Annotated in this window: 11 protein-coding genes; 8 read left to right on the top strand and 3 right to left on the bottom strand. The window is 40.0% G+C overall.

The window, feature by feature from the left end:
• Nucleotides 1–118 precede the first annotated feature (118 nt).
• The 6 genes from AC0L7T_RS26950 (at nucleotide 119) to AC0L7T_RS26925 (ending at nucleotide 7,034) form a co-directional block, all read left to right on the top strand.
• Nucleotides 119–1,879, top strand: coding sequence for a PQQ-dependent sugar dehydrogenase (locus AC0L7T_RS26950; RefSeq protein ID WP_473339825.1), 1,761 nt, complete (start codon nucleotides 119–121; stop codon nucleotides 1,877–1,879).
• A 101-nt stretch (nucleotides 1,880–1,980) separates the two neighbouring features.
• Nucleotides 1,981–2,667, top strand: coding sequence for a carbohydrate-binding family 9-like protein (locus tag AC0L7T_RS26945; RefSeq protein WP_473339824.1), 687 nt, complete (start codon nucleotides 1,981–1,983; stop codon nucleotides 2,665–2,667).
• 12 nt (nucleotides 2,668–2,679) lie between these two features.
• On the top strand, nucleotides 2,680–3,927 hold the full coding sequence (locus AC0L7T_RS26940; RefSeq protein ID WP_473339822.1) for an amidohydrolase/deacetylase family metallohydrolase: 1,248 nt from the start codon (nucleotides 2,680–2,682) through the stop codon (nucleotides 3,925–3,927).
• 56 nt (nucleotides 3,928–3,983) lie between these two features.
• A complete protein-coding gene (locus AC0L7T_RS26935; protein ID WP_473339821.1) occupies nucleotides 3,984–4,514 on the top strand; it encodes a RidA family protein in 531 nt (176 codons plus the stop codon).
• Nucleotides 4,515–4,565: 51 nt separating this feature from the next.
• Nucleotides 4,566–5,789 carry an aminotransferase class V-fold PLP-dependent enzyme gene (locus tag AC0L7T_RS26930; RefSeq protein WP_473339819.1) on the top strand — a complete coding sequence of 408 codons (1,224 nt, stop codon included), beginning with the start codon at nucleotides 4,566–4,568 and terminating at the stop codon, nucleotides 5,787–5,789.
• 3 nt (nucleotides 5,790–5,792) lie between these two features.
• Nucleotides 5,793–7,034 (top strand): amidohydrolase/deacetylase family metallohydrolase, encoded by a 1,242-nt coding sequence (locus AC0L7T_RS26925; RefSeq protein ID WP_473339818.1) that lies wholly within the window; start codon nucleotides 5,793–5,795, stop codon nucleotides 7,032–7,034.
• Nucleotides 7,035–7,119: 85 nt separating this feature from the next.
• Here AC0L7T_RS26925 and trxA read toward each other — a convergent pair whose 3' ends face one another.
• The 3 genes from trxA to AC0L7T_RS26910 all read right to left on the bottom strand — a co-directional run bounded on the left by trxA (nucleotide 7,120) and on the right by AC0L7T_RS26910 (nucleotide 13,987).
• Complete coding sequence (gene trxA / locus AC0L7T_RS26920) at nucleotides 7,120–7,440, bottom strand: thioredoxin (protein WP_473339817.1); 321 nt, start codon at nucleotides 7,438–7,440, stop codon at nucleotides 7,120–7,122.
• An 88-nt stretch (nucleotides 7,441–7,528) separates the two neighbouring features.
• On the bottom strand, nucleotides 7,529–11,815 hold the full coding sequence (gene dnaE / locus AC0L7T_RS26915) for a DNA polymerase III subunit alpha (protein WP_473339815.1): 4,287 nt from the start codon (nucleotides 11,813–11,815) through the stop codon (nucleotides 7,529–7,531).
• A gap of 393 nt (nucleotides 11,816–12,208) precedes the next feature.
• A complete protein-coding gene (locus AC0L7T_RS26910; protein ID WP_473339814.1) occupies nucleotides 12,209–13,987 on the bottom strand; it encodes a purple acid phosphatase family protein in 1,779 nt (592 codons plus the stop codon).
• A gap of 192 nt (nucleotides 13,988–14,179) precedes the next feature.
• Between AC0L7T_RS26910 and AC0L7T_RS26905 the strand changes: the two genes are divergently transcribed.
• Nucleotides 14,180–14,422, top strand: coding sequence for a hypothetical protein (locus tag AC0L7T_RS26905; protein ID WP_473339813.1), 243 nt, complete (start codon nucleotides 14,180–14,182; stop codon nucleotides 14,420–14,422).
• Between the two features lie 82 nt (nucleotides 14,423–14,504).
• Nucleotides 14,505–17,894, top strand: a complete 3,390-nt coding sequence (locus AC0L7T_RS26900; protein ID WP_473339811.1) for a SusC/RagA family TonB-linked outer membrane protein — start codon at nucleotides 14,505–14,507, stop codon at nucleotides 17,892–17,894.
• Nucleotides 17,895–17,902: the final 8 nt, after the last annotated feature.

The following is a 17,902-nucleotide window of genomic DNA, read 5'->3' as shown; positions in this document are numbered from 1 at the left end:
TTTTATTATTACACTTGTATTTTAAGGAAATTTTATGATTTCAACTTAACTTACCTATCTAATTTATAATACCATCACCCACTTAAAATTAAAAAGACGAATCTATAATTATCCATATATGATGAAAAATATTTCTTTTAGCACACAAAATCGTTTGGCTTACTACACGTTGATGTTTGTTCTTTTTACTCTTGGAGCTTGCCAATCAGGAGTGAAATTGCCAAGTGGAGATTCTGACAATGGAGGATTAACGCTTCCTGGTGGATTTGAGGCAGTTGTAGTAGTAGATAGCATTGGGAGAGCAAGACATCTTACTGTAAGGGACAATGGCGATATATATGTAAAGCTTAGGGTTCCTAATGAAGAAGGGCAAGGATTAGTGGCTTTGCGTGATACTGACGAAGATGGGAAAGCTGATATCGTTGAATACTTTGGTAGCTACCCTGATGAGGGGAACTATGGTACGGGTATGGAGATATACAATGGATACCTTTACTTCGCTACCGCCGGAGATGTATATCGGATAAAAATTGACCCCGAAACACTAATTCCCGAGGGCGAAGCAGAATTAATTATGCGTGATGATTATAAAAATGCATTTTATGGTCATGAGCACATCGCTAAACCACTTGCATTTGACAATGAAGGCAATATGTATGTGCCTTTTGGGTCTCCAGGTGATGTTTGTCAAGAGTTTAACAGGCGTCCAGGGTTACCAGGCATGCTTCCTTGTCCTCAGTTAGAATGGCATGGTGGTATTTGGAGATTTGATGCCAATAAGCCTAACCAAACACAGAAAGATGGATACTTGTATGCAACAGGAATCAGAAGTGTCGTAGCAATGGATTGGAACGATAAGGAGAATAGTCTTTATGTGGTACAACATGGGCGTGATAACTTGTACAGAACATGGCCAGATCTTTATTCAAGATGGGAGTCAGCTGTTCTTCCTTCTGAAGAATTTTTGAAGGTTGTAGAAGGTACCAATGGAGGATGGCCTTATTTCTATTACGATCACATTCGTGGTAAAAAACTTTTAAATCCAGAATACGGGGGAGACAAAGAATTGGCCACAGGTGCTGATACAGTGGCGATGCCTATTATGGGTTTCCCTGGTCATTATGCACCAAACGACCTGCTTTTTTATACGGGAGATCAATTTCCAGAGCGGTATAAAAACGGAGCATTTGTAGCTTTTCATGGAAGTACTATCAGAGGCCCATATCCTCAAGCAGGATATTTTGTAGGGTTTGTACCTTTCGAAGGGGATAAACCTTCAGGACCATGGGAAGTTTTTGCTGATGGCTTTGCCCAATTGGATACGATTGTGAATACTGGAGATGCAGCTGCGCGACCTATGGGACTTTCCATGGGACCTGATGGATCACTTTATATAACTGAGAGTGTAAAGGGTAAAATTTGGAGAGTGATGTATCCCGGAGATAAAGAAGACTTTGCAGAAGATGATTTAGCCGAACTTGCAAAAAGGAAGGAATCCAGAACCAATATAAGGAAGCCCGATGAAGAGAAAGACAATTTGGAAAAAGAGTTATTAGAAGTTGGTGCGCAAACTTACAATGTATATTGTGCCACCTGTCATCAGGGCAATGGGATGGGTGATGGTACCAGATTCCCTCCTTTAGCGAGAACCAAATGGGTTCGTGGCAATAAAAAGGAATTGATCAATGTTATATTGCAAGGTCTTGAAGGACAAATTGAAGTTGATGGTGTGCCCTATAATGGGATAATGCCGGCACATTCCTTCCTAAGTGATGCGGAAGTTGCGGGTGTGTTGACCTACATAAGAAAAAGCTTCGGTAACAACTCCTCTAGTATTTCAGCTAAAGAGGTGGCCAATGTACGTAAGGAAATTAAATGACATTCATTCAGCCTCTAACTTTAAATAGCTAAAACATGAAATTAATTGTGTCCATTTTAATTGTATTATTTGGGCTGATTCAAGGTCCTAAACCTAAAGCTATGAAAGAAAGCAAGTCACCTATGGCTGAGTACATTGTAAAATCAGTAGAAAAACCAATTACTATCGATGGTAACTGGGACAAGCCAGAGTGGAAAGAGGTTGAAGCCGCCTCAATAGCACTTCATATGGGGCCGGAACCGGAGAAATTTATTCCAAAAACACAAATAAAATTAAGATACGATAAGGACAATATTTATGGTATCTTCAAAGTGGAGGATAAGTATGTCAAATGTATCGTTCAGGATGTAAATGGTAGTGTTTCAGGTGATTCTTGTGTAGAGTTTTTCTTTGCACCTGATACTAACTCGCCTTTGGAATATTTTAATCTTGAGATCAATTGTTCGGGGGTTCCTTTGTTTCATTATGTAACAGTGCCAAGAAAAGAATTCAAAGTATTGAAGCCTGAAGAAATTAAACAAATAGAAATTGCACATTCAATGCCTGGTAAGGTAGACCCTGAAATCACGGAACCAGTTACTTGGTTTATTGAATTCAAAGTACCTTTGGCTTTATTAAAGGAATATAGAGAAATTACCAATCCAGCACCGGGTGTGACTTGGAAAGCTAATTTTTATAAGATTGCAGGCCATACCAGCAACCCACATTACTTTACTTGGAACGAGGTAATTAATCCTTATCCAGATTTCCATTTACCGAAATATTTCGGAAAAATAACCTTTCAATAAATTGCTATACCTATGAAATTATTAAAGCTCACCTTTGTCTTATTCATGGCGATTGTCCTACAAGGCATGGCCCAGGATTTTGACCTATTGATAAAAAATGGTCATGTAATAGACCCCAAAAATAAAATTGATGGGGTAATGGACGTTGCAATTAAGGACAAGAAAATTGCGAAGGTATCCAAAAACATTAGTGAAAAATCTGCTAAAAAAATCATTGAAGCCAAGGGTCTAATCGTTACACCTGGCTTAATCGATATCCATGGCCACCATTTTTTCGGAACTATAGCCCACAGGGATTATAACAATAGCTTTTCTTCTTTGCCTCCTGATGGTTTTACCTTTAGGGCAGGAGTTACTACTGTAGCTGATGCAGGAAGTCCTGGCTGGAAAAATTTTCAGATATATAAAGATCATGTGATCAATCGATCTAAGACCAGAATATTGGTTTTTATCAATATTGTGGGTGAAGGTATGAGTGGCGTAAGCTCTCGCGAGCAGGATACCACTGACATGAACCCTAAGATGACCGCTATGATTGCGAGACAAAACCCTGAAATTATTGGGGTGAAAATTGCCCATTATAGAGGACATGAATGGGGACCTTATGAGAAAGCTGTCAAAGCAGGTGAAATGGCAAATATTCCAGTAATGGTTGACTTAGGTGGTGCAGATCCTGCTTTACCACTTTCCACTTTGCTTTTTGATGTATTAAGACCTGGCGATATTCTTACCCATATGTATGGTGGAGATCATTCAGGACATGGTCCAAAAGAAGGTACTTTGAATGCAGAAGGTAAAGTTTGGCCACACTGGTTTGAAGCTCAGAAAAAGGGGTTGATATTTGATGTTGGACATGGCGGAGGCTCTTTCTTATTCAGAGTAGCCGTGCCTGCAACACAACAAGGCTTTTATCCCAACACCATTAGCACTGACATGCATACAGGTAGTATGAATAACGGTATGAAAGACATGTTGAATGTAGTCTCTAAAATGATGAACCTGGGGATGAGTTTACAGGAGGCCATTACCGCATCTACCTGGAAACCTGCTCAGGTTATTCAAAGAGAAGAATTGGGTAACCTATCTGAAGGAGCAGAGGCTGATGTAGCGATTTTCAGAATGCATGAAGGAGATTTTGGTTTTATTGATTCCTCTGGTGCTGCTGCTAAGGGTACACAGAAATTAGAAACTGAATTGACTTTAAGAGCGGGAAGAATTGTTTGGGACCTTAATGGAATTGGTGCCAAAATATGGGAATAACAATTCCTTTAAATAATTTATTATTGACCTAGTTTTTACTAAAAATAAAATTTGTTATGCTTAAATCATTTGTGTTTTTATTTCTTATAAGCCTGGTTTCTTTGCCTTTAATATCCAATGCGCAGCAAAGTCCTGAGCAAAAGTTAAAGGCAATGGGAATAACCCTGAAAACCCCAGCGCCTTTTACAGGCAGTATTGTAAAGGCGGTAAGGACAGGTAACTTGGTGTTCCTTTCAGGACATGGTCCAGTAAAGCCAGAAGGTGGAATGGTAACAGGTAAACTTGGAACTGAACTAACGGTGACTGAAGGTAGAGCAGCAGCTAAATTGGTTGGTATTGATTTACTTACCTCCCTAAAGGCTGAAATTGGAGATTTGAGCAAGGTTACAAGGATTGTAAAGGTTCTTGGTATGGTGAATGGAAGTCCTGACTTCATTGATCAACCTAAAGTTATGAATGGTTTTTCTGATTTTATGGTAGAAGTCTTCGGAGAAAAAGGAAGACATGCCAGATCAGCAGTAGGTATGGGGTCTTTGCCTGGTGGCATTGCCCTGGAAATTGAAATGATTGTTGAAATCGAAGACTAATCCTGCTTTTCATTTACAAATGAAGCAGATTGTCTTCCAAAATATATTCTTATGTTAAGTAGAAGAAAATTATTAAAAAGATTAGGTACCCTTCCTCTTGTAGGCGGCGTACTTGGCGCAGGCATCCCTCTATCTTCAGTACAAGCTGAGACAATGGTGGCAGCTCCCAAAAGGAACGTCATCAAAGAGTTGGGGCTTAGAAGTTTTGTTAATGCAGCAGGCACCTATACTGCAATGACGGCTTCACTAATGCCAGATGAAGTGATGCAGACCATTAACTTTACCTCAGATCATTATATAATGTTGGATGAGGTTCAGGATAAGGTAGGAGAAAAAATTGCTGAGCTTTGCCATGCCGAATATGCTACAGTTACAGCAGGATGCTGGTCAGCCATGGTTTTGGGTACTGCTGGTGTGCTTACTGGAAAAGACAGAAAAAAAATTAGCCAACTTCCTGATTTAACAGGAATGAAATCTCAGGTAATCGTTCAAAAATCGCATAACACAGGTTATGTTCATGCCCTTACCAATACGGGCGTTGATATTGTTGAGGTAGAAACTGCCGCTGATGTAGATCGAGCAGTAAATGACAAAACTGCAATGATGTGGTTCTTAAATTATCAAGGCCCGGCAGGAAAGATTAAGCATGAGGAGTGGGTTGCTTTGGCTAAAAAGCATGGCCTTCCTACCATGATTGATATGGCTGCAGATGTTCCTCCTGTTGAGAATCTATGGAAATACAATGACTTAGGTTTTGACTTGGTTTGTGTTTCAGGAGGAAAAGCCCTTAGAGGACCACAAAGTGCTGGGATTCTAATGGGACGAAGAGATCTTGTAGAAGCAGCAAGATTAAGTGCGCCACCAAGAGGGGGTACCATTGGTCGTGGAATGAAAGTAAATAAAGAGGAAATTCTTGGCATGTATGTGGCACTTGATACTTATATCAAGAAAGATCATGACAAAGAATGGAAAGAATGGGAAGCTAAAATTGCACATATTTCCGATGCTGTTTCAGGTATTGAAAGTGTAAGTACAGATGTGTCTGTTCCAGAGATTGCAAACCATACACCTTATTTGCAAATTGGTTGGGATCCTAATAAGATTAAACTTGATCAAGGAGAATTACGCAAAAGATTACGTGAAGGAAGTCCTTCTATAGAAGTGATAAGTGGTGGAGATAATGCAGTTAAACTTACTGTATTTATGTTAAGACCAAAAGAAGAGAAAATTGTTGCTAAGAGAATTGCTGAAGAATTGCAAAAAGCTAAAGTTTAACTGATGAATTTAAAATATAGATTATTACTTGTTGCGATGGTGTTTACCTGTAGCTTGGTAAGTGCCCAAACCTATGACATGCTCATCAAGGGTGGTAGGTTAATTGATCCGAAAAACAATATTGATGCTACTATGGACATCGCCATTAAAGATGGTAAGGTGGCTAAAGTGGCTAAATCAATCGCAGGAAAAGAGGCGGCCAAAGTTATTGAAGCTGATGGTCTTGTTGTAACTCCCGGATTAATTGATATTCATGGTCACGTATTTCATGGTACCGAGCCAAATCATTACTTAAGTGATGGACTTGTGGCATTGCCACCAGATGGGTTTACTTTCCGGGTTGGTGTTACTACTATTGTTGATTGCGGAGGTGTTGGATGGAAAAACTTTGATACTTTCAAAAAGAACGTTATTGATGCTAGTAAAACCAGGGTATTGAGTTTTATGAATATCGTAGGTGAAGGAATGCGTGGTGGAGCCTGGGAACAAAATACAGGTGATATGGATGCCAAATTGAGCGGCATGGTAGCCAAGCAAAACAAGGAACACATTGTGGGATTCAAGGTGGCCCATTATGGCAACCGTGACTGGATTCCAATAGACCGAGCTGTAGAAGCGGGCAGGATAGCTGAAATGCCTGTAATCGTTGATTTCGGTGGTTCTAATGCATTTGAACCGCTTTCAATTCGTGAATTGTTTTTTGAGCGCTTGAGACCAGGGGACATTTACACCCATACCTATGCTGAGCTTAATGGTTCAAGGGAAACAGTTATAAACCGTTCCAGCAGAGAGTTGGAGCCATTTATTTTGGATGCGCAAAAAAGAGGGATTATTTTTGATGTGGGATATGGTGGAGCTAGCTTCGAATTCAAGCAAGCGATTCCTGCTTTGGCTGCTGGGTTTTATCCAAACACTATCAGTACGGATCTTCATACTGGAAGTATGAATGCTGCTATGAAAAACATGCTTAATGTAATGACCACCTTTATGGCAATGGGAATGGAACTTCCTGATGTCATTGAAGCGAGTACTTGGAAACCGGCTCAGGTAATTCAAAGGACAGAATTGGGGCACCTTTCTGAAGGAGCAATAGCCGATCTTAGTATTCTAAATATTAGAAATGGTGATTTTACCCTTTGGGATAGAACTGGACAGAAAGTCCCTACAAATAATAAATTTGAGTGTGAATTAACCGTAAAGGACGGAAGAGTGGTTTATGATTTAAATGGGCGATCCATTCAATAATAATAGATACCATAAAATGCGATGAAAAAAGAAAAAGTCCTTCGAAAGAAGGACTTTTTTTATGCTTAAATACTTTTGGTAAAAATTATACCTGAGCTTCCAGTTTATCCGCAATTACAGATTTAGGAACTGCACCTACTATTTTGTCTACTACCTCTCCACCTTTAAAAATCAAGAGGGTAGGAATGCTTCTGATTCCAAATCTGCCCGGGATGTCTTGGTTGGCATCTACATCTAATTTACCGATGGTGACCTTACCTTCATATTCTCCTGCAAGTTCTTCAACTATGGGTCCTATCATTTTACAAGGTCCGCACCATTCTGCCCAAAAGTCTACCAATACTGGTTGTTCAGATTTGATTACTTCATCAAAACTGCTATCTGTAATTTCTATCGTTTTTGCCATTTTAATGTAATTATGGTTTTTATTAAAATATATAACTTAATCAGTTTCACCATTAATAAGTTCCAGACTGATCAAATTAATTTTAATATCAAATGATCTTATAGGCCACTTCTGGTATTTGATCCAAGGCCTGTATGAGTTCATTTGATGGATCTATCCGGTACTTTGAGGATATTAGATCCAGGGTTAAATTTTCTTTATTGTCTATAATATTAATATATAATTTTGCCTCCCCTTTGTATTTTTGTGTGATGGCTTCTAGTTTTTCCATCAGTTCCAATCCAAGGTCATCCAGGTCAATATGAACCCTTAAACCTTTGATCATTTTACTTCGGATTTCATTAAGCAAAGTAATTTGAGTGATTTTAAATTCAAATTCTTCGGGGTTGAATCGTTTGGGTTGCACAGATCCCGTGATATATAAAAACCAGTTGGGCATGAAATATTCCTTGAATCTCACATAATCCTCTCCAAATATGAAAAAGGTATGTCCACCATGATAATCTTCCATGGTAAGCGTGCCAAATGGTTTTCCATTTTTTGTCGTACGGTGTGCAAAAGTGGTTACTGCTCCTGCAAGTTTAATTTCGCCTTTTGATTTAAGTTGCGCAGTGTCGGCGAGTTCAGGTAGTCCAGTGTTGGTAAAAGCTTCTATTTCTACCTTATACTGATCCAATGGATGCCCTGAAATATACAGTCCAACTACCTCCTTTTCAATGTTTAATTGTTGCAATTGGCTAAAAGGTTCCATTTGTGGAATTGTAGGGACAGGGATATCTAAACCTCCCCCTCCTCCAAACATAGAAACTTGTGAACTCTCCTCCTCTTGGATAACTTTTTGGGCATATTTAACAGCTTTTTCCAGGAGTGAGGCTTCACCTTCTGGTGCTTCAAGGTATTGCCTGCGGTGAAAGTCTACAAAACAATCAAAACCACCTGCCATTGCCAATACTTCCATGGTTTTCTTGTTGACAGCTTTAAGGTTTACCCTTTTGGTAAATGAAAAGATGTTTTTGTAGAGTCCGGCATTTTCCCTTTCTTCGATTATAGCGTTGACCGCAGCATTACCTGCACCCTTTATCGCTGCCATCCCAAATCTTACCTGCCCTTCCATGTTTACTGTAAAATCACTTTTAGATTCATTTACATCAGGACCAAGTACTTGAATGCCCATTCGTTTACACTCCTCCATAAAGAAAGTAACCTGCGTTATGTCATTCATGTTATTGCTCAGCACAGAGGCCATGTACTCCGCAGGGTAATGCGCCTTCAGGTAAGCTGTTTGATATGCAATCCAGGCATAGCATGTAGAGTGGGACTTGTTAAAGGCGTAAGAAGCAAAGGCTTCCCAGTCTTTCCATATTTTTTCTAGTTTTTTACTGTCGTGACCTTTTGCAGCTGCCTGGTTGACAAACTTTGGCTTCATCTCATCCAGCACATTTTTTTGTTTCTTACCCATGGCCTTACGCAAGACATCTGCTTCACCTTTGGTAAAATCAGCTAGCTTTTGCGAAAGTAGCATTACTTGTTCCTGGTAGACGGTGATTCCATAAGTCTCCTCCAGGTATTCCTTCATGTCTTCCAGATCGTAAGTGATGGGCTCTGTCCCATGCTTTCTTTTAATGAAACTCGGAATGTATTCCAAGGGACCAGGTCTGTACAAGGCATTCATTGCGATAAGGTCAGCAAATACAGTAGGTTTCAATTCCCTCATGTATTTTTGCATACCGGCAGATTCATATTGGAATATACCGACAGTTTCGCCTCTCTGGAAGAGCTCATAGGTCTTGACATCGTCAATGGGGAAGTTTTCAGGATCCAGTAATATGCCGTGGCGCTCATTTATGATCCTTACTGCATCCTTGATCAGGGTTAGGGTTTTAAGCCCCAAAAAGTCCATTTTCAGTAAGCCTGCACTCTCAACAACAGAGTTGTCAAATTGGGTACATACCATTTCGGAATCCTTGGCAAGTGCTACGGGCACAAAATTGGTGATGTCATCCGGAGTAATAATCACCCCACAGGCATGTATACCGGTGTTTCTTACTGAGCCTTCCAGGACCTTGGCCTGATTAATGGTTTTGGAACTTTCATCATTTCCTTTTGAAATTCGAATAAGCTCCAATGCTTTCTCTAAATTGTCGTTGTTGTTTTTAAGCTTGGCTGAAAGCTTGGCCCGGTCATTGGCCAATTCAAACAGCGCCTTAAGTTTGATATCCGTTACAAGCTTTGCCAGCCTGTCGGCTTCAGGGAGGGGAAGGTTAAGCACCCTTGCTGTATCCCGAATGGCAGATTTGGCCGCCATTGTTCCATAAGTGATGATCTGTGCCACCTGATTGGCGCCATATTTTTTTATAACGTAGTCGATTACCCGTTGTCGTCCTTCATCGTCAAAGTCAATGTCAATATCAGGAAGTGAAACCCTATCGGGGTTAAGGAATCTCTCAAAAAGCAGGTCATAAGCGATGGGATCCACATTGGTAATTGCTACGCAATAGGCAACCGCAGATCCTGCGGCAGAACCCCTTCCGGGCCCTACTGAGACGCCCATGTCTCTGGCAGCACGGGTAAAATCCTGGACGATCAGGAAATAGCCCGGGTAGCCAGTCCTCTGTATGGTTTCCAATTCAAAATCCAGCCTTTCCCTAATTTCATCCGTAATTTCCGGGTACCTTTTTTTAGCTCCTTCGTAGGTGAGGTGGCGTAGGAAGGCATTTTCACCCCTTTTACCTCCATCTTCATCGTCTTTAGGATCGACGAACTCCTCCGGAATATCAAATTTGGGCAATAACACTTCTCTTGCCAGCTTGAAAGGCTCAATTTTAGACACGATTTCGTCAGTACATGTGATGGCATCTGGTAGATCAGCAAAGAGTTTCTTCATCTCTTCTTGAGACTTGAGGTAAAATTCATCGTTGGGAAACCCATAACGAAATTCTCGCCCTTTTCTTCCTATGTATTTCTTAGGCTTCTCGACCAATTCTCCATCCTTCACACACAATAAGATATCATGCGATTTGGCATCCTCCTGCACATTGTAATAGGTGTTATTGGCAGCAAAATACTTGACGTTATATTTTTCCGCCCATTGGAGCATTACTTCATTTACCTTTTCTTCTTCAGGAATGCCATGGCGGTTAAGCTCAACATAGAAATCTTCACCAAATTGCTCTACCCACCAGACAAAGGCTTCTTCTGCCTGGGTTTCACCTACATTGAGAATGAGGTAAGGGATTTCTCCCCATAGGCCACCTGTGGTAGCAATGATGTCCCCTTTATATTGTACAAGAATCTCCCTATCTATTCGAGGCAAATAGTAGAAACCTTCGATGTTGGCATAGGAAGACAGTTTAGCAAGATTATGGTAACCTGCTTTATTTTTAGCCAATAAAACGGTTTGATAGCCATCGTCTTTATTGGATTTATTTTTCCGGTCTCGGCTAAGATTGAATTCACAGCCAATAATGGGTTTAATGTCGTTGTTAAAAGCTTCTCGTACGAAGTTAAAGGCTCCCATCATATTGCCATGGTCAGTCATGGCCAAAGCAGGCATTCCTAAACTTTTTGCCCTTTTAATGATGGCGGGTATTTCTGAGGTAGACTGAAGTATGGAAAATTGAGTATGGACGTGCAAATGCGTAAAAGGTGTATCTTTGAGATCTGAAATGTCAGCACCATCTGCTGCCTTAAGGACTTTTTTGGCCGTTAGCTTAACATCATCTTTGGCCGCAGCAAAATTAGCGGCCTCAAGATTAGGGGCTTCATATACTATTTCCTCAATAGTGACCCCTTCGACGGGTGGTTGTACTCCTTCTTTTATAAGTCCGAAAAAACTCTTCGCTGTAGCGTCTACATCATAAGCCGCATCATGCGCATCTCCAAAACCTTCCCCAAACAATTTCTGGTGGAGCTCAATCAAGGTAGGCCACTTAAATTTCCCGCCTTTCCCCCCAGGGATAGCACAAAATTCCGTAGAAATATTCTTGGTATCGAGTGGCTCCTTTTCCAGGTCTTCAACGGACTTGTTGGTCCTCAATAATTCCGCCCCCACAATGGATATATCGAAGCCAATATTATGGCCAACAAGAAAGGTGGATTTTTTGAGGTCTACTTCAAATACCTCCAATACCTTGCTCAGCTCATGCCCTTCTTTGATGGCTCTTTGAGTGGAAATACCATGTATTTTCTCAGAGTTATAAGGGATGGTGAAACCTTCTGGTTTTACTATAAAATTATTGTTAGAGATAAGCCGCCCTTTATCATCATGTAGTTGCCAGGCCAATTGAACCAATCGTGGCCAATTCTCCAGGTCGGACATAGGGGCATTGTAATTGCGAGGAAGCCCAGTAGTCTCAGTGTCAAATATCAGGTACATATATGTCTATTGAAAAGGGAATGAAAATCATTTTTTGACTAAATGGTCCATTGGACAGAAGCTTTGTTCTGACCAAAACCATTTGGTTTATTTTAACCTCAGGAATGCAATGGGGGCTGATGTATCTTCAAAGTGCTGAATCAGTTCAGCCAATCCTCGCCATTACTGAGTACAAGCTATTTTAATCACTTAACCCGTTGTTTTTCTTATTATTACAGTTGTTTATAAGAAGGGAAAAGGTCATGTGTCAAGATTTCTATTGCGAAATCCGAGTTAAAAATACAGGTAATAAAAGGTTTCTACCAGTTTAATTTGAAAAATATCTGAGGCAAAAAAAAAGCCTGTTAACAGATAAACTGTTGACAGGCTTTAAAGCTTGAAAATCGTAATGTATTATTTGTTGATTAAAAACTGATCGACCTTCTCTCCATCAACATTGATGGTTTGGGCTTTCATTGTTTTCCCATCGATTGTAATGTATTGGTACAGGTGGTCTGCTGGAAACTGAATTTCCGCATAGGAACCTGTTTCTACATCTTTGTTTTTTCCAGTGGTACCAACAGAAATCCAGTAAATGGTCCCATCCTTAGGGCTTTTTACAATTTGCCCGTTGTTGATAGGTTTAGACCGCATATAGTAATGAAAATGCCCACCCATCACCATGTCAACATGGTATTTGTCAAAGAGTGGTCCCCATTCCGCCTGTATGTCCTCATATGGTTCTACTGCATTGAAAGGAGGAAAATGAAAAACGGCGATTTTCCAGGTTGCATCTGTTTCTTTTAATTTTTTCTCAATCCATTCCGTTTGGTCTTCATTGGGAAAAGTAGAGTCTATCATTAAGAACAGGGCATTTCCATAATTGAAAGCATACGAACGTCCTGCCATCTCAGGAGAAGGACTGTCTGAGGGGTAACTCAACATTTTTTCAAACATCCATGCGCCAAGGCCATCTTGACTATCGTGATTGCCAGGAACTGCCATAAGCGGTTTTCTTGCTACAGTACCTCCTGCATATTGAAACAACTTGTCCCAATCATCCCTATATAAACCGGTATTTACAAGGTCTCCAGCGATATAATAAAAGGCAATGTCTGGGAATCTTTTTTCTGCTTTTTGAATGTTATTTCCCCAAATTTCAGAAAGGTGAACATCACCGGACCAAACAAATGAAAAAGGTTTGTCTTTATCTGAGGCAGTGGTAAATGTTTCAGGGGATGACCAACCGGCTTCATCATTTCCCACAATATAGCCGTATTCAGTTTCGGGCGTCAAGGACCTGAGCTTGGCTGTAAATCTATTCATGTATCGGTCATTTTGAAGGAGACGGTCTTCCATCAGGAATTTTTCTGCCTCAGTTTCTAAAGTGTCGTTGGTTCCATTTTTCCAATATTTGGCTTTTCCAGAGGCGACTGTTTCCGTTGTTCTCCATTGGATGTCCATGGAGTTTTCCGGTGATTCACTCCAGGTAAGGAGTATCTGATCAGGTTTCTCAGCAGTAGGGAAAGCCGTAGTTCTAAAGGCATCTACCATATGCGCTTCCCTTGCTCTACCCCTAATTGTCGTCAATAATTTTTGTCCTTTGAGCGCATCAGGAACTTCTGTAAGCGTCAATCCACTCCAGTCGTGATACGTGAAAGCACCAACATCAAAAACTTCAATGTGTTGTTTTGCCGGGAATACTGGAGTAATTTCCAATTTCTCTTCAGTATTTTGTGGGGCAAGGCCTATAAAATAAACAGGCCTGTGTTTGCCAAAACCGTTGATACCCAACTGGATTTCTCCTGTATCAAAATCTTTCTGCCATACCTCATAGGTATCATGTTCATTTTTCACTTCCAGGTCTGTGAGTGTAAATCCCGCAGGTTTTATCCAGAAAGGAACGACTTCTTGTCCTTTATTTCTCATGAGAGAAACAGTAGTAGGGACATTTACCTTTACTTTCCAATATTGTGTAGCAAGGGATTCTTTCTCTTCATCCGTGAGGTATTGGGCCGCATAATTATGCGATATGGTATCAAGCGCTTCTTTATCCAACTCCTTATATAGGCGGGTTACCACCTCATCCATCGTTTCTTTTACCGAAGGCAAAGCTTTTTCATCTTTTTTTTGAGGTCCGCATGAGCTGAAAATCAATACAATGCAAACCAATAATAGTGGGAAACTTTTCATAAACAGATTAAAATTAGTGGCCATTGTTCTCCAAAGGCCGATTTTGGTATCAAATTATATTACGTATTAAAATGAAATCAGGCCACTTTAAGCTATGGTTAAGTTTGATAACGATTATTTAACAATAAAAAAGAATTGAATTAAATAGTCTCTTTTTTATAACCCATGGTATTTACGGTGGAGGGCATTTATATGAAAAAGAAAAAAGCAGAGGCTCTAATGCAGAGACTTGTACAAAATAAGATTTCACGGCCGGAGTTTGAGGAACTTTTAGGAAGTCTTGAAGATCCAGAGATGGTGAACGGGATGGAAGAAAGTATGCGGAATCATTTTGAGGAAGTCCTTAAAGATTACAACGATGAGTTAAAATCAAATACAGAAGATAAAAAAATAAACAATCAAAGTTTTAGTAAAACGCAAAAAGAAAAAGAATAGAGGTCCTTCAATGGACAAGGTTTGGAGAATCAATTCCAATTAATAAAATGAACGCAAAACTGAAAATTCAAATCAATCAATTATGAAAAAACATCGTACTAAAAAAATGATGAAGTGGATGGTGCCACTTCTCTCGGTAGGTATTCTATCTACTGGTTCAGTACTGGCGGAAGCCAATGGAAATCCTGCGATAGGGAATTCTTTTGCACCTGCTTTTACTGTCGAGGAGATGGTTGCCGTCACTATCAGAGGAAAAGTTACCTCCACAAATGATGACTCAGGCTTGCCTGGGGTAACCATTTTGGAAAAAGGAACAAGCAATGGAACAGTTACCGATATTGACGGGACTTATAGTATTGACATAGCAGGACCTAATTCAATATTGGTGTTCTCTTATGTAGGTTTTGAAAGTCAGGAAATTACTGTAGGAAACCAATCAAGTGTAAATGTAAGTATGGTCGAGGCGGCAACAGCCATGAATGAAGTAGTTGTAACAGCGCTTGGAATCAAAAGAGATCAAAGATCACTTGGTTATGATGTATCTACTGTATCTGCGGAGGATGTGACTCAGGTGTCTCAAGAAAACATTTTGAGTTCTCTTGCAGGTAGGATGCCAGGTGTGACCATCAACCAAACAAGTGGGGCAGGTTCATCTATAAGCATGGTGATTAGAGGTGCGAGTTCATTGACATCTGACAACCAGCCTCTATTTGTAGTAGATGGAGTACCAATGTCAAACTCTCTGAATAACAATTCTCAAAATGGGGATGGTAATCAGGTCGATTATGGTAATGCGATTTCCGATATTAACCCTGATGATATCGCGAATATCAGTGTGCTTAAAGGCCCAAGTGCAGCAGCACTTTATGGTACTCGTGCCGGTAATGGTGTGGTTATCATTACTACCAAATCTGGTAGCAAAGGAAAAGGAATGGGTGTTTCTTTCTCAACAAGTAATGTATTTGAACAGCCTTCTCGATTACTCGATTTTCATTACCAATATGCCAATGGTAACAGAGAAGGTGTATTCAATGACGGATCTGCTTATTGGGGTGGCCCACAGTTGGATGTAGGTAACTTAGCGCAACAATGGAACAGCCCGGTTGATGAAAATGGAAACGTAATCCCAACGGAGTTAAAATCTTATCCGAATGCCATGAAGGACTTCCTTCAAACCGGTATCACTTCAAACAATAATATCGCCATTAGTGGAGGAGATGACAAGGCTACTTATAGGGTGTCTTATGGAAATATGATCCATCAAGGTATGATCCCTAATTCTGATTTGAACAGAAATAGTATTTCTACCTCTGTTTCTTATGATATTTTGGATAAATTGACGCTAAACACAAACTTTAATTATACCAATAGTAGCTCTAACGACAGGCCGAGTACTGGTGATAGGAGGGGAAATGCGCTGGAAGCTATATATGCTTCTTCCTACATCGACTTTGAGCAAATGAGTGGTATTTGGGTGCCGGGTCAGGAAGACATTCAGCAAATTAGAACTCCAAATGGAGATAACCCGTATTTCATAGCTTATGGAATTGAGAATGCTTTCCGTAGAGACAGAATTTATGGCAATGTTTCTTTGGATTACAAATTCTCAGATAATTTAAATTTAGCTGTAAAGTATTCAATGGATCGATCTGATGAGAACAGGGAAACAAAGATTCCTTATAGCTACAGTAGAATGGCCAAAGGTGGTTATTACAATACCGACATGTTGAATCAGGAATCTAATGCTGATGTCTTATTAAGTTATAATAAAGATTTTGGGAATTTAGATTTCAATGCTTCTGCGGGTGGAAATATCATGAGTCGATTTGGGACTTCCTCTTATGTAGGTGTTGGAGGTGACAGGAATAATGGGCTTGTGGTACCTGGTATTTATAATGCGCAAAATATACCAGCTGATAACAGGTCTGTTTCTAGTGGATATTCTGAAAAGAGAATTTACAGTGTTTATGGTTTGGCTTCTTTTGGGTATGCCGATCAATTGTATTTGGATTTGACAGCTAGAAATGACTGGTCATCTACATTACCACTAGACAATAATTCTTATTTCTACCCTTCAGCATCTTTAAGCTGGTTGGCAAACTACACGCTGAATCTTCCAGAAAGCATTGACATGTTGAAAGCAAGAGTTGGTTGGGCAAAAGTAGGAAATGATACAGGTCCTTACCGTTTGGTGCAAAACCTATCTACAGGCACTTACAATTCTATTAATACTGCTTCAGTACCTTCAGGAATAAACAACCCTGATTTCTTACCTGAAGAAGCGACTTCTATTGAGGCTGGTATCGATTTGAATATGTTCGCCAATAAGTTAAGGTTTTCAGGAACGTATTATGTGATTGAAAATAGGAACCAAATATTTTCAGTAAATCTTCCTAGATCTTCAGGATACAGTAGTAGATTGATTAATGCTGGATTGATCCAAAGTAAAGGTTTGGAATTGGCTTTAGGTGGTACCCCACTTGATAGAAATGGTTGGAAGCTAGATGTTGATTTTAACTGGAGCAGAAACAGAACAAGTGTTATTGAGTTGGTTGAAAACTTTGATAGGATTACCCTTTGGGGAGAGAATGGTGGTGGAGCAATTACTTTTCTAGGTGACCAAGTTGGTGACTTGTACAGTAGAGGTTATGTAGAGGTAGAAGATCCAAATTCTCCTTATTACAAATGGCCTGTATTGAGTAGTGCTGGAGAATGGCAAGATTTGTCTTCTGACGATGCTTTAAGAAAAGTAGGTAACTTCAACCCTGATTTTATATTGGGTATGCAGACAGGAATAAGTTATAAGCGATTTGTTTTGAATGCAAGTTTTGATTGGAGACAAGGTGGTGAATTCATGTCTTTCACTTACAGGTATGGAGAGTCTGATTGGAAATCTCAAAGACAACTTGATGATTTAATCCCAGGTGGATTGTACTCTGAAGATGAATTGGCTGCTATGTTGAAGTCAGATCCTGAAAAATACATTATCCCAAGTCCAGGAAACTTCCCTCGTGTAGGTGGTCATACTGCTGAAACAGGTGGGTTCTATATCGATGAGAATGGTAGCGATGGTGCTTTCGTTCCTGGTGTAATCCAAACTGCCGGTGCAGATACACCAGACAATTATGCAGATGATGTATACGAAGAGCATTTAGGTGGTTCTGGAACCAATATTTATCCTATCACCAATACCTATCCTTGGAGTTTTAATGAGCAGGTTACTTTTGATGCTTCATTTATCAAATTAAGAGAATTGTCTTTAGGGTATAGGATACCTAACTTCAGTGTATTTACGAATGCTACATTCTCAATCTATACTAGAAATATTATGTTGTGGACAAAAGCTGATATAGGCATTGATCCAGAAAGAGCATTCCAAGCCTCAGGTTCTTCTTTCAAGCAGGGAATCGAGCGTCAAAATGTGATGCCTTGGAGTGTGCCAATTGGGTTCAAGCTTAATTTCAATCTTTAAAGGTCCTT

The organism is Cyclobacterium sp. 10D3-21 (assembly GCF_055809755.1).
The sequence above is the reverse complement of the archived record's forward strand: the minus strand, read 5'-3'. Positions and strand labels throughout refer to the sequence as shown.

Coding starts and splice junctions, on each gene's coding strand:
- AC0L7T_RS26900 (WP_473339811.1), top strand. CDS start 14,505: ATGAAAAAACATCGTACTAAAAAAATGATGAAGTGGATGGTGCCACTT.
- dnaE (WP_473339815.1), bottom strand. CDS start 11,815: ATGTACCTGATATTTGACACTGAGACTACTGGGCTTCCTCGCAATTAC.
- AC0L7T_RS26945 (WP_473339824.1), top strand. CDS start 1,981: ATGAAAGAAAGCAAGTCACCTATGGCTGAGTACATTGTAAAATCAGTA.
- AC0L7T_RS26905 (WP_473339813.1), top strand. CDS start 14,180: ATGAAAAAGAAAAAAGCAGAGGCTCTAATGCAGAGACTTGTACAAAAT.
- AC0L7T_RS26925 (WP_473339818.1), top strand. CDS start 5,793: ATGAATTTAAAATATAGATTATTACTTGTTGCGATGGTGTTTACCTGT.
- AC0L7T_RS26930 (WP_473339819.1), top strand. CDS start 4,566: ATGTTAAGTAGAAGAAAATTATTAAAAAGATTAGGTACCCTTCCTCTT.
- AC0L7T_RS26940 (WP_473339822.1), top strand. CDS start 2,680: ATGAAATTATTAAAGCTCACCTTTGTCTTATTCATGGCGATTGTCCTA.
- AC0L7T_RS26910 (WP_473339814.1), bottom strand. CDS start 13,987: ATGAAAAGTTTCCCACTATTATTGGTTTGCATTGTATTGATTTTCAGC.
- AC0L7T_RS26935 (WP_473339821.1), top strand. CDS start 3,984: ATGCTTAAATCATTTGTGTTTTTATTTCTTATAAGCCTGGTTTCTTTG.
- trxA (WP_473339817.1), bottom strand. CDS start 7,440: ATGGCAAAAACGATAGAAATTACAGATAGCAGTTTTGATGAAGTAATC.
- AC0L7T_RS26950 (WP_473339825.1), top strand. CDS start 119: ATGATGAAAAATATTTCTTTTAGCACACAAAATCGTTTGGCTTACTAC.